The sequence below is a fragment of the Draconibacterium sp. genome, assembly GCF_041583095.1.
Taxonomy (GTDB): domain Bacteria; phylum Bacteroidota; class Bacteroidia; order Bacteroidales; family Prolixibacteraceae; genus Draconibacterium.
In genome coordinates this window covers 1-13,614 of sequence record NZ_JBFHGM010000128.1, presented here as the reverse complement: position 1 = coordinate 13,614, position 13,614 = coordinate 1, and the positions used below count along the sequence as shown (strand labels likewise).

The 13,614-nt window shown below is 41.3% G+C and carries 10 protein-coding genes and 1 pseudogene; all 11 read right to left on the bottom strand.

The window, feature by feature from the left end; all coding sequences use genetic code 11:
* A partial coding sequence (locus tag ABZB17_RS12865) for a DUF5127 domain-containing protein (protein ID WP_372650753.1) occupies positions 1-835 on the bottom strand: 835 nt, incomplete at its 3' end.
* Positions 801-1,781, bottom strand: a complete 981-nt coding sequence (locus ABZB17_RS12860; protein WP_372650752.1) for a hypothetical protein — start codon at positions 1,779-1,781, stop codon at positions 801-803. The genes ABZB17_RS12860 and ABZB17_RS12865, both read right to left, overlap by 35 nt.
* Positions 1,782-1,807: 26 nt before the next feature.
* Complete coding sequence (locus tag ABZB17_RS12855; protein WP_372650751.1) at positions 1,808-2,767, bottom strand: zinc-binding dehydrogenase; 960 nt, start codon at positions 2,765-2,767, stop codon at positions 1,808-1,810.
* 47 nt (positions 2,768-2,814) lie between these two features.
* A complete protein-coding gene (locus ABZB17_RS12850) occupies positions 2,815-4,428 on the bottom strand; it encodes an arylsulfatase (protein ID WP_372650750.1) in 1,614 nt (537 codons plus the stop codon).
* 74 nt (positions 4,429-4,502) lie between these two features.
* Complete coding sequence (locus tag ABZB17_RS12845; RefSeq protein ID WP_372650749.1) at positions 4,503-4,853, bottom strand: hypothetical protein; 351 nt, start codon at positions 4,851-4,853, stop codon at positions 4,503-4,505.
* Positions 4,854-5,217: 364 nt separating this feature from the next.
* Positions 5,218-6,585 carry a sulfatase-like hydrolase/transferase gene (locus ABZB17_RS12840; protein WP_372650748.1) on the bottom strand — a complete coding sequence of 456 codons (1,368 nt, stop codon included), beginning with the start codon at positions 6,583-6,585 and terminating at the stop codon, positions 5,218-5,220.
* A complete protein-coding gene (locus ABZB17_RS12835; RefSeq protein ID WP_372650747.1) occupies positions 6,582-8,099 on the bottom strand; it encodes a sulfatase in 1,518 nt (505 codons plus the stop codon). The genes ABZB17_RS12840 and ABZB17_RS12835 overlap by 4 nt, the downstream gene beginning before the upstream one ends.
* Before the next feature lie 16 nt (positions 8,100-8,115).
* On the bottom strand, positions 8,116-9,381 hold the full coding sequence (locus tag ABZB17_RS12830; protein WP_372650746.1) for a sulfatase: 1,266 nt from the start codon (positions 9,379-9,381) through the stop codon (positions 8,116-8,118).
* 255 nt (positions 9,382-9,636) lie between these two features.
* Complete coding sequence (locus ABZB17_RS12825) at positions 9,637-11,898, bottom strand: family 43 glycosylhydrolase (protein WP_372650745.1); 2,262 nt, start codon at positions 11,896-11,898, stop codon at positions 9,637-9,639.
* Positions 11,899-12,053: 155 nt separating this feature from the next.
* Positions 12,054-13,097 (bottom strand): family 43 glycosylhydrolase, encoded by a 1,044-nt coding sequence (locus tag ABZB17_RS12820; protein WP_372650744.1) that lies wholly within the window; start codon positions 13,095-13,097, stop codon positions 12,054-12,056.
* 34 nt (positions 13,098-13,131) lie between these two features.
* Positions 13,132-13,614: pseudogene (locus ABZB17_RS12815) on the bottom strand (beta-galactosidase); the annotation flags it as partial.

Below are 13,614 nucleotides of genomic sequence, written 5' to 3'. Positions count from 1 at the left end.
GTATGGTATATGCCAATACTTTCTGTCCTTCAACTACTCTTGATCCCTGATCCTCTTTGTCTATTCCAGGAAGTTTACCTGATTCTACAAAAGAAACAATGGCATCTTCGCTTCGGCCAGCAAAGAACTGATTAACAGAGCTTGTATTTGCGGCAGCATATAGATAACCCCAATCAATTCGAATGTCATCCCCACTTTTTTCAAGAACGGGTTGATCAACATTTCCTACCTTTAGAACCTGTAACTCTCCACTTTCATAATTCTGCCAGTTAACTCTTTGTCCGCGCGTATTGACGGCTGCCAATGCAGAAATCTCAAAATAGATTTCTGCATTATGTTCTTCCCCATCTATTGAATTGATCTCCCAACTAACATAGGTTAAAGGGCGGGAAACCATATCAAGATCCTCGATCAAGATAGGCGAAAGAAAATTCATACTAATTTCAACGCCGTCCTGCTGAAAAGAAAAAGTGGTTTGAGTAGCACTTAAATTTGACTTTGTTAGTTTAGCGGCAGGCACAAAAGCCGGAGATTTACCCATCAGGCGATATGCTTTTCCATCAACCTTCACTACACTTCTGATAGGCATTGGTTTCTGGGTCCAATGTGTTGTTTCAACCTGTGTTGGCACCTCATTGTTAATCCATATACTAAAATTGGGATCGTGTGTAACCAGAGGATATGAAGGAGCACGAAACTCCTGATTTTGAGCTACCAGGCTAGTGACACACAAAGTACCGATCATGAATAATAATGATATTCTTAAATTAAATAACCGTATCATACTTGCACTTTTTGAATTAGTTCTTAATACATTCATATCTGTTTCCTTCATCTTTATTACCACATATTACCATATTACTTTTTCCTGCTTTGTATTTTGACCAATGTTTTTCAATCTCAATTTCCGCATCAGTAACCTCGCCATTTACTATCATTTCTTTTCCTCGCAGGCTTATCCAACTGGCATTTGGATTTTTAATGTTGCAGCCATAAATGTTAATGGTTTTTGTGTAAGCCCCACTTCTTCCAACAATAATTGCGCGGTCGTCGTTGCCCCTTCCGCTATCGCCTGTTATTGTAAGGTTGATAAAAGTGCCGGTGTCGTTGCCAGTATTACCCCAGCCTAGCTGAATAGGCACGGCATTTTGCACCATATTTATGGTACAGTTTTTTACGGTTAAATCATGATATACTTTTATTACATCGTCGCCGGTTTCGAAGTAGCAATTCTCGATAAACGAGCCGTCGCCACCCTCAATACCATCGCTGTGGTTACCTGCGCCGCCACGGTTATCTAAGAAGTCGCAATCGCTAACCATTACCACATTGCCCTCTCCCCGCACATGAAATCCAAAAGGATTCAACGAGGTTAAGTTCTGTATGGTAAGTACCCCGCCAAGATTTTGAAACTGGCAGTGACGAAAAGCTTTTACACCGTTGGTTTGTGCCCACTTTTGTATATCGGTTCCGTACACCATTGACGTTTTGCGGTGCTTGCCCCGAATGGTACAATCGCCCTGGGTATGAAAAGCCCCTACTACCCGAACATCGGCCTCAATTGTAATGGTATTGACTTCTTTTGGCACATTCCAAAAGTGCTGTTTGGGCTTGCCTTTGTTTTCGAAAGTAATTACGCCTGCAGTTGTAAAGCTAAGTTCTCCTATCTCGGCATTCCATTTAACTTTGCCAGAGTAACTATTTCCAAGTTCTGTTACCGACTGGGCATGTAATGTTCCAAATAAAAAAACAAACAAGATTGCATATAAAATTTTGTTCATATTCTCCCTAATTGTATAAAAATCATTTACAAGATTGCTACTAATTTTCCTGATATTCTGCCTCCTGATAGTTTATCTAGACCTTCAGGAATATCTTTGAAATCTATTGTACAACCAATATTTGTTTCATACTTTCCTTCTGCTATTCCATGTGCAATCTCACTCCCTACTGCTGCAATTTCAGTTAGTATTGAATTATCGCCGTTAGTATATGCTGCAACTAAAGCTACTTCCACCATTCCAGCAGCTTTCGAAAATGGAGGATACAGGTATTTCTCAGGAAGCCCTGTTATTCCAACAATCATCCCGTTAAAACGAAGCATTTCTCGGTGTTGAGCAATATTTTCTTTCGAAATACTATCAATCATAAAATCTACGCCCCTGTTTTCAGTTCTTTTTAAGACTTCTTCAAGAACATCTTGCTTTTTGTAATTTATAATTTCATCAGCTCCGAGTTTAGAAATACGTTCAAAGTCTTTACTTGCTGAAGTAATTACATACGCCCCCTTTTTTTTAGCAAATTGAATGGCATAGCCCCCCACACCTCCACCTCCGGCTGAAATGAATATTTTTTGTTGTGGATGGATATTTATTTTTTGAATAACTGCCTGCCAAGCCGTTATGCCTGCACACGGTATCGTCGATGCATCGGTATAACTTACATTATTAGGAATTAAACTTACAGCTGAACTATCAACAGCAACATATTCAGCAAAAGAACCTGTTTCGAAAATATTAACCAGGGCACAAACTCTATCACCAGCTTTTAAATTTGTTACAAAACTTGCTTTCTCCACTATTTCACCGGCAACATCAATCCCTATCGTACGCGGCTTAGGTAAATTAAATGCCCCTTTGATTATTTTAAAATCTACTGGATTTAAACTTACCGCTTTGGTTTTAATTAGAACTTGTCCGGGTTTCAATTCAGGAATAGAAACATCCTCAAGTCGAATATTATTTTTTTTTAATACAAAGGCTTTCATTATTGTATATCCTATATTGTTAAATTATATAAGCAAGGTTATTATCACTATTTTTTTGGCAAAACTTGTTTAGCCTTTGCCCATTCATACCACTTATCATTCAATTCATTCACCAATTCAGGATGTTCTGCTGCCACATTTTTGCTTTCAATACGGTCGGTGGCCATATTGTACAGCTCCCATTCTTTTGCATCAACATCTTTTAAAGCTTTCCAATTGCCTTTACGAATGGCGCTGTTGTTTTGGTGCTCCCAAAACATATATTCGTGTACCTCGCCATTACCTCTTTCAAATCGTTGAGTAAGGCTTATTCCTTCCAACTGGTGAATATTTTCATTACTGTGATACGTTTTGGGGTATTCGGCCCCTGCAATTTCGTAAAGTGTTGGGGCAATATCGATTAAATAAGCGGGTTGATGATTTATTTTACCAGTTTGCTCTTTTATAGAATTGGGCCAATGAGCAATTAAAGGTGTTGAAATACCTCCCTCGTTCACGTGCACTTTGTATTCGTAGAAAGGCGTGTTTGAAGCGTTCGCCCAACCAATTCCGTACGATACAGCTCCGCCATAGGTAGCTATATTAATCCACGATTGTGGTTTGGAACCAAACTCATCGTACATTTCGGCACAACCGCCATTATCAGATAAAAACAGGATAAGCGTGTTATCGTATTTGCCCTCTGCTTTTAACTTGTCAACCAGCTTGCCAATGTTGTAATCCACACTAAAAACCTGAGCCGCATAAACTGCCATACGGTAATCCACCAATTCCTTTTGCTTTTGCTCAACCTCATCCCATGGACGCACGCGCTTATCTCTTTCCGACAAGGTCATGTCTTCTCCAAACAAGCCCAGTTCAATTTGTTTTTTCAGACGGTTTCTGCGCACCTCATCCCAACCGTGCATGTATTTGCCCACAAACTTTTCAATGTCCTCGTCTTTTGCATGAAGCGGCCAGTGCGGCGCATTGTAAGCCAGATACAAGAAGAACGGATTTTCATCTTCCTGCTCATCTATAAACCGGATAGCATAATCGGTAAAAGCATCGGTGGTATAATATTTTGTAGAATCTGGCGGAGGTAATTGCTCATTCATAAATGTTAGCCCACGGTCGCCATGAGGCCAAAAATAACTGCAGGCTCCGGGAATACAGCCATAATATTTTTCGAAACCACGTTGCATGGGCCAGCGGCTTTCGTCGTGATAGCCAAGGTGCCATTTCCCCGTCATATAGGTGTGGTAGCCGGATTCCTTTAGAACTTCAGCAATGGTTACACAGTTCCGGTTTAAGTAGCCTTGGTAAGCTTCTTCCCAGCCGTCGTAACGATGTGGTTTTGGTGGCGGATTGGTCATGTGCCCAATCCCCGTTTGGTGCGGGTGCAGCCCCGTCATTAACGAAGCACGTGTTGGACAACAACGAGCTGTATTGTAGAACTGAGTAAACCGTAAACCGTTTTCTGCAAGTCCGTCGATGTTGGGAGTTGGAATTTCGCCACCGTAACATCCGATGTCTGAGTAGCCCATATCGTCGACCATGATAAGTACGATGTTGGGACGATTTTGGTTGCCAGACCCTGAAGTTTCGTTTTTTGATTTTTGCCCCTGATTATTACAACTTGCAATAAAAAGAATCATTAGAATTAGAAAAGTATCTCTCATTTTAGATTGGTTTAGTATTATGGTTTGCCCATGCCCTAAAAGGACTACCTACTGGTCCTTTAATTCTCCAGTTGTTACTCTTTTCTAGAGTTTCTCAATTTTCCTATCACCCAAAAAAGAAGCAGAAAAGTAAACACTATGCCTATCGTAGAGATAATATTAATTGCTTTCAATTTTCTGATAGTACCTACATTGTTATCTCCTTTTTCATTGTCTTTTCCTGCAAGTGCTTTTGTTTCTTCCAATTTTTCAAGGAAATCAATTGATTGGTTTAATGTTAGTTTTTTCGAAGAATCTTCTCCGTTACCAGTCTCTTCCACTCTTTCAATCCCTGGCACATAATTCTTCACATATTTTATATAAATTAAAGATGAGAAACATAAGATACATACAAACAACAAAATAAAAACAATTGTTTTTTTCATAATTCTTTGTTTTTAAGACATGGTATTACCTTACAAAGGTAAGTACGATACACATTATTTTTTTGCTGTATTGTCCGGTTGTTTTGTTTATATCGAACAAGTTCGGCACCAACAAAAAGAAACCGAAGTTGTTAGCCTTTTTTAACGATATATTTTCAACTAATACTATCTTTTTATTCTAACCTGAAAAATTCATAAATTTTTCACACGAAGTGTTGACGATTGAAAATCTGCATGATACGTACTTTTATTTAAGTTTGCTTCATGATTTTCAATGTCAAGGTTAACCCCCTGACAAATAATTGAAATTCAATTATTTCGTCAGCCCTTTGGGTAATTAATTCATTTTTATGAATTAATTAGGCTAATTCCTTACTTCCGACTTATCGGTTTTTTCAAACCAATCAAGCATCTCTGCTTTTAGTTGATTGGCCAGTTCCTCACTTTGTGCAGCGATATTGGTTCTTTCGTTGGGGTCGTTTTTCAGGTTATATAGTTCCAACTTTTCACCGTCGAAAGAGGTAAAACATTTCCAATCGCCGTAACGGACTGCAAGTGCAGGACTCTTATCATAAGCCGCTTTTGGTAGACTTATTTTTGTGTTTCGGCGTCCGTATTCCCAAAATATTTTTCGTTTTTGAATAGTTTCCTTTTCTGAAACAAATGCTTTGCTGACATCAACACCGTCGGAACAATAGCTTTGGGGCAATTCGGCGCCTCCAATTTTGCACAAGGTTGGAAATAAATCAATTGCTGCTATTACAGATTCAGAATCGGTTTGTCCGGCCTTAATTTTTTCGGGCCAGCGTACAAAAAACGGCATATTTATTCCGCCTTCGTACAAACTATTTTTTAAACCGCGTAAACCATTGGTACGCGAATATTCAAAGGTTGGAGCCGGGCCATTATCGCTGGTAAAAACAATTAAAGTATTTTCATCAAGCCCTAACTCTTTTAAACCATCCATTAAGTGCCCCATGTCTCTGTCGAAAACATCGATAACAGGCTTAAGGTATTCCAACGAATAATAGTTGGGATTGCTTTGGCCATCCTGGTATTGCTCCGAAGCAACCCAAGGCGAATGCACATCGTCGGGCCAAAGATTAATGTAACAAGGTTTGTCTTCATTTTTTTTCAGAAAGTCCAAAGTTTTCTCAACGAAATAAGCCGTTCTGTCCCAGCGCTTAATGCTGTCGGTTGGAGCCCAAATCCAGTTCGACGAAGTTAGTAAGGAGTCGGGATTCGGACTTTCCCAGGTAGAAACAAATTCATCGAAACCATATTTCGAAATAACCGGAGCTTCTGTTACATCGCGGCCGCCCCCCATGTGCCATTTGCCAAAATGGGCTGTAGTGTAGCCCGCTGTTTTTAAAGTTCGTGCCAACGATGGGGCTTCAGCTTTTAAATAATCCAACTGGTCGCATTTTTTATTGTGCTCTTTGCTGCTTAAAAAGGTATTGATATTCCAACGCTGTGGATAATTCCCTGTTGTTACTGCCACACGCGATGGCGAGCACACAGGCGCATTGGTGTAGTATTGTGTAAACACCTTCCCCTCCGATGCCATTTTGTCTATGTTGGGTGTAGGACGCACCTCTCCTCTAGTAAACGAGGCATCTCCCATACCCATGTCGTCGACGTAAATTAGAATAATGTTGGGGCGCTCTATTGGTTTTTGGCAAGAAATTAAAAAACCAAACGAAATTAATAAAATCAGCATGTTTCGTATCATGGTTGTGCTTTTGCTTTAGGATGACTATTTAAAATTTCTTCTAATTCTTTTACTTTACCAGGATTTTTCGCCGCAAGGTTCTGTCTTTCGTGTGGGTCATTATTATAGTCGTATAATTCGTATAAAACTTCTTTTGTGGCATCTTTAATATGTGTCCATCGTACCATTCGGTATTGCGCGGTACGAATAGCTTCGCCCAAGTAGCCTTGTTTTATGTAGGCGTGGTAAGCATGGTCCTTTACCCTTTCGTTTCCATTTTTTAGAACCGGAACCAAACTAGTTCCGTCAAAAGGCTGTGGTACTTTAGGTTTTTCCAATCCGGCCAGTTCTGCCAATGTTGGATAAATATCAACGGTTTCGGTTAACTGGTCAGATTTTGCACCTTTCTTGGCAATACCCGGTGCCACATACATTATTGGAATACGGGTGGCCTGCTCAAAATTTGTATGTTTTGTCCACGTGCCATGGTCTCCCAAATGCCAGCCATGGTCGCCCCAAAGTACGATTATGGTATTTTCGTCCAATCCCAATCGTTCCAATTCGTTTATTACACGCCCTAACTGTGCATCCATGTAACTCATGCTGGCGTAGTAACCATGTATTAATTTACGTTTCAGGTCTTCATCATACAAACCACTTTCCTGCTCAGGCACCGGAAAAAACTGAACAATTTCGCCTCTGCGTTTTAAAGCACAAGCGGGTGCATCTTTGGGTTGTTCTTCATTAACGGGCATTCGTAATTCGTCGGGGTTGTACAAATCCCAATACTTTTTGGGAGCACAAAATGGCAGGTGCGGACGAGCAAAACCAACAGCCATAAAAAAGGGTTGGTCGGGATTTTTACTCATTTTTCGTAAACGTTCTATGGCATGTGTGGCCACACGTCCGTCAGCATAAGCTTCGTCTAGTACATCAGGGCTTTCCCAGGCAGCACCACGAGGTAGTTTTTTGTTTGGCGGCAAATCTTCAATAAACATTCGCGAGTTTTCAAAAAATGCCTCTTCACGCGTGAGTTTACCTCCTGTACTTTCCGGCAACAGGTACTCAATTACTTTTTCTTTATGGTGAGGGATGCTCCACGAAGCATCATCGTTGGTATTCCCGTGTCCAATGTGGTAAACTTTCCCCATCGATTCAACATGGTAACCTGCATTCATAAAATACTGCGGAAGCGTTACTGCATCAGGATAAACATCGCGAAATTCTTTTCCAAAATGATAAATACCTGTACTGGTTGAGCGGGCGCCCAACATTAAATTATAACGCGACGCCATACAAACCGCCTGGTTACAATAGGCGTGTGTAAAGGTCATGCCTTTTTCAGCCAAACGGTCGATGTTTGGACTGTGCGCCACTTTGTCGCCGTATACTCCAAGAGTTGGTTTTAGGTCGTCGACCAATAGTAATAAAACGTTGGGACGTTTATTTTGTGCCCACAAATTACCAGTTAAACAAGCGGAAATTAACAACAATAAAAGTGTTCTGATTTTCTTTTGATATCCTTGAATCTTCATGTCGTTCTACTATTTTTTATTTTTTTAATTCTTCAATTAATACTTTATCGGGTTTGGGTTCTGCCAATGGGTAAGGCGTTCTGAAAACCGTTTCCTTATCGCCTTGCATAAACATCCATTCGGCCAACATTTCTTTCATTTTTTTAATCTCTTTCTGAAAACGCGGGTCGTTAATCAGGTTGTTTTGTTCATCCGGGTCAGTATCCAAGTCGTAAAACTCTTCGGCCGGACGTTGGTAATATTTTTTAATGATTCCCGCAGCAATTTTATCTGTTTGTGCGGCCTTATCCCACGAATCCCAGTAAGCCCCGGCACCATCTTTCCGCAACAAATCGGAATGATTGGTGTGGTAGCAATCGGGCAACAGGTTTTTAATGTATTTAAATCGCTCTGTTCGGATGCTTCGTATTGGGTAAACATTAAAAACACCATCGCCACTGTGCGTGGTATAAATTTCATTTCTGAATGCGTTGGTTTCGCCAGTTAAAACCTTAGCAAATGATTTTCCATCTAATAAATCAGGAGTTTTCGAATCGATTAAATCAAGCAAAGTTGGCAAAATATCTATCCAACTTACCATTGCTTGTGTTCGTTTTCCTGTCGGAATTTTTCCTTTCCATTTTACCACTAATGGTGTTCTTGTGCCATCGTCGTACAAGTTCCATTTTCCGAAAGGCCATTGCCCTCCATGGTCGCTGGTCATTAAAGTAATGGTATTTTCGCCCAAAATAGTTTCCAGAAACTTAAGGTTTTCGCCCATGGTTTTGTCAAAACCCGTCACATCAGAATAATAGCGTGCACGGTGTTCCCGGGTTTCTTTGGTATCGATAAAATAAGCGGGCAAGTCTACTTTTTCGGGGTCGTAAATATTTTCTGTAGTCCAGGCAACGTGTGGGCGGCGGTCGCCAATCATCACACAAATGGGGCCATCAACTTTGGTTTCAGCAAAAAAGGCTTTTACATTTTTTTCCAGGTTAATGGGTTGTTTGTGGTAATAATCCCAACCACACTCGTTGTTCATTTTACCGTGTGCCACCTTTCCAAAAGCGTAAACTTTGTAACCATTTTTCTGAAGTTGCTTTGTTAACACTGCAACACCAGGCTTTGGATATGTATGATTTTCTTCTGCACCATTCCGGGCAGGCATTAACCCGGTTAGCAAGGCTGCACGGTTTGGCGCACAGGCAGGCGATGCGATAAAAGCATTGTTGAAAACCATTCCATCGTTTGCCAATTCATCCAGGTTGGGTGTTTTAACCACTTTGGCTCCGTTAAAACCCACGTCTTTTCAGCCAAGGTCATCGGCAAGGTAGATAATGATGTTTGGCTTCTGATTTTGGGCAAATGAATTCGTAGTTCCAAACAGGAATAATAACAAGAATAAAGTCCTCATTTTAAACCAAATATTTATGTGAGAATCAATTCGTTTACCCCGCCCCCAAGGGGAGCGAATTGATTTTACCTGCTCCCCTTGGGGATGGGGTAAAAAGGGGAAATCAATTTGCGGACGAACAACAATACAACTCTTCATTTGAATTTATTTTACTTTGTTAAACTGCTGTGCCTCATCTGGTCCAGGATTTCGGTAATCAGGGTCTTTAGCGCGGATAAACACATCGCCATCATTCAAGATTTCCACCTCCAAAGGTACAATGGTTACACCTTGCCGGTTAATGGTTTTGGCATTATCGCCTATGTTCTTATTTTGAATTCCATCGCGGCTAAGCGGCGGAACATTTGCATTATAAAATGCAGTGCACCACCAACGGCCCTCTTTATCCTGAAACGGAGTGCCGTGCCCTAAAAACCTTCCGGCAAAACGGCGTGGCCCGTAATCCCCCATCACTTCATCCGATAAACAATAATATAGATTGTACGAACCTTTGCGCATGTTATCGGTTGACCAGGCCGTTCCAAAATGAACGTATTTATCGCCAATTTTACGTAGTGTTGCTCCTTCGTGACCAATCTTCCTGTCAGACGGATCAATACGTTTTTGTTTACCTGCCAATCCTTTAAAACCACTTTTTATTGGTGCAATCCAGGTGTTTCCCCAAAGCAGGTACCACTTTCCATCGTCATCCTGAAAAAGTGACGGGTCGTGCTTTTTACCGGCATCATCACCCATCGGAAAATGAAACTCATTCTCCGATTCTATAGCCAGGTTTGAACCACCTTTTACCGGTGCTGGCGTGGTATGAACGTAGGTCCATTTGCCATCTATTTTATACAGCTCTGGTGCCCAAAGCCTCCAGGCTGCTTCCGAAGTAGTTTTAAATTTCTCAGGTTCTTTTTCAGCCCAGTAGCCCTGGTTCAACTTAAATTTTGGCCCCAGGTATTCCCAATCGAATAAATCGGTGCTTCGCCAAACCCGTATAGTGTTCCCCACAATGCTTGGAGTTCCAGAAATCTCCTGATTTTGCCAATCTAAACCTGTGTTGTATGGTTCATTCCAATTCATTTGGTTATTGGGTTCGGGCGTGGTCCCGGTAAGGTAATAATAACCATCGTCGGCCAAATAAATATAAGGGTCTCGAATCCATCCATCTTTAATGTAAATGGCTTCATTATGCTTTTTGTATGCTTTTTTCTCAGCAGAAAAATCTTTTGGCTTTGCTCCTGTTAATTCCCTGAAAATATCGATTTCTTCCTGACTGTAAGGCGTTCCATCCATTCTGAATAAATCGTGAAACCACAGTTCAGGTTCGGGCAACGATTCCCATGATTGAACTACATTTCCTTTTGCACGTTCTTCCTCCACATTAATTCCTTTTCTGCTCGACCAGTGCCAAATGGTTCCCGATTTCCCGGAAACAAAACCCCAGTTTACAGCCGCGATTTTATTCTCCTTTAGTTTTGGAAGAACTTCTGCAACGGTGCTGCCGTTGTTTCTTCCCAGCCACTCGGTTAAAAATATGGGGCGGCCGTCCTGATAAGGTTCGAGGCGTTTTGTCGTACCCTCCCAATCGCTATAGCTGTGTAGCGAATGAAAATCGGAGTTAATCTTATTAATTTTAATGTTGGTTTTTCCTACTGCGCCCGAAGTTGTGGATGTAATAGGTTGCGACGGATTTACCTCGCGTGCCCACACCCACGAATCGTAAACCAGTTGTTTCGACTGGTCGCCAAAAACACCTTTCTGAGCCGTTGATTGCATATCGCCGGTAAGTCCCTTACCGCGCCCTGGTTCGTTGTATAGTTCCCAACACAACACACGTTTGTCGTTTTTAAAATGCTCTATGGTGCGCTGCACGTAACCTTTTAAGCGTGCCTGTTCTTCTTTGCTTGCCTTGCCAAAGGAATAACGCTCGGCAACTTCGCGTGCCGGACAATTTAACCAGCCCGAATTGTGATAACCTCTTACCGGAAGCGGTTGTTTTCCTAATTTTGGACTTGGATGGTGACAATCGTCGAAAAACACAAAGAACGGACGAATGCCGTGATTTTTACAGATATCCAGAAATTCATCCATGCGGGTGTAAAGTCCCTGTTCATCATCAGCCCAAACCAGGTCGTGCAGGTAAACACGCAAAGTATTCATTCCAATGCTTTCTGCCCATCCCAGTTCCAAATCAATTCGCTTGGGGTCCCAGGTTGAAGCCTGCCACATATCAATTTGATTGATTGCTGTTGCGGGATAGTAATTACAGCCTACCAGCCAGGGCAATTCATCGTACCACCTGTTTATTTTTTCTTTACTCCATTGTCCCGGAACAGGCGTTTCGGTATTAATATTATTCTGTGCAACCGTTAAGATTGCAATGCTCAGTAAAAAAAATAGAAATAGTTGTCGTTTCATTTTTTGAGGTTTATTCTGTTTGCGATTCATGGATTCTCATCACCTTTAACCAACTTTTGCAATTGAATCGCTTTCATTTTTTATATTGTTATCCCCGGGTTAAAACCCGGGGTTATTCATAATTCTATTATTAAAATTTGACTCCTCTATTTATCTCACTTTATGATAATTGTTTTATCTCTATCACAGGTGAGTTTGCCATCAATAATTTCCAATTCAGCCATTTGTAAAACACTTTCACGGTTTTTTAATGGCTGGTCGAAAATGCGTTGTTTTCCCGGTCCTTTTTTCTTCTCTAAATCGTAACGACGCCAGGGTTCAACATGGTAAAAAATAAATGCACGGTCATCTTTAATGGCAACACTGCAATGGCGTGCCATAGAATTATCCAGATTTCGGTTTCCACCCTCTTTTAAAATTGTCCCCTGGAATTTCCAATTTTCGGCATCGTTTGAGCTGTACACAAAAAAGCCATCGTGAGGGTCGGTAATCAACCAATATTTCCCTTTCCATTCGAATATATAAGGAGCCTCTTCAAAGTTTGAACCTGTTGCCTCTGCATTAAACACATCGCTTTTCGAAAAACCCAACTTTTGCCAGGTATTAAAATCGGTGGTCGCTAAATGGTACAATTCATTCTTTTTAGCCGTCAACTCTTTTCCTTTAAACCATACATGAAACTGGTCTTTGTTTTTATAAACTGTGGCATCAATGGTATTCAGGTTATCCGCGTGCAAAACATTAACCTTTTGCCAGCCATTAACCGGGTTATTTACAGGTGTTTTATAGTGAACAATCCAACCTTGTCCGCCCCAGGCACCTTTGGTCGGAACCGTATCGGTTTTCCAGGTAACAAACATATGCAGGGTATCGTTTGCAGAAATTATTGCAGGTGCCCAGAATGTTGATGCAGCATCTTTTTCACCACCAAGGCCATCGAATTTACAATAGCCCTTAAATTCCCAGTTCACCATATCTTTTGATACAGCTACACCTAAAGGAGTTTGCAACCAGGTATTTTCCAACATGGGTCGGCGCGCCGTGTAATATATGTACCACAACTGGTCGTGCTCGTTCCACACTATTTCGGGGTCGCAGGAACCACGGTAGTTTGGGTCGACAAAAAGCGGTGCAGGCACCATTCGGTCTGACTCAAAAGAGTTGATCGCGGAAAACCACATAAAAAATATGAGAGACATAAAGGTAACTTTGCTCATTGTGATCCAGCTTAATTTACTTAACTAAACCTGCCTCTTTATGAATCTTGTAAAGTTCTTCAGGTGATATTTTCATCACTTTACGGTCGTAGGTAATCAGACCATTAATTTCGCCCTCCACGTCGGTGGTTTGAGTGTAAACACCTGCGCTTACTCCTTTTTTCCTTAGCTCACCCAGAATTTTGCAGCTTTCCACGTAGCGTTCAATGTATTCCTCTTTTGTTTCAGGAAGTCCACCATAACCCCAGTTACGTTTTTCTTTATCCCAAAGATGGTTTTTAACAACCAAACCATGTCCGCCAAACTCGCCCACTACTTTCACATAATCGTCGTACAATGGTACATCCAACGGAAAATCGGGGTGTGGGTATTTGTGCTGGTCGGCAATATCGCCTACTTCGAAGAAATTACCACCGCTGGCAATGTTTAGCAGGCGCGATGGGTCGTAGGCTTCTACCCAGTTCCCAATTTCTACGCTTCGGTGCTGCCCCCAGCGTTC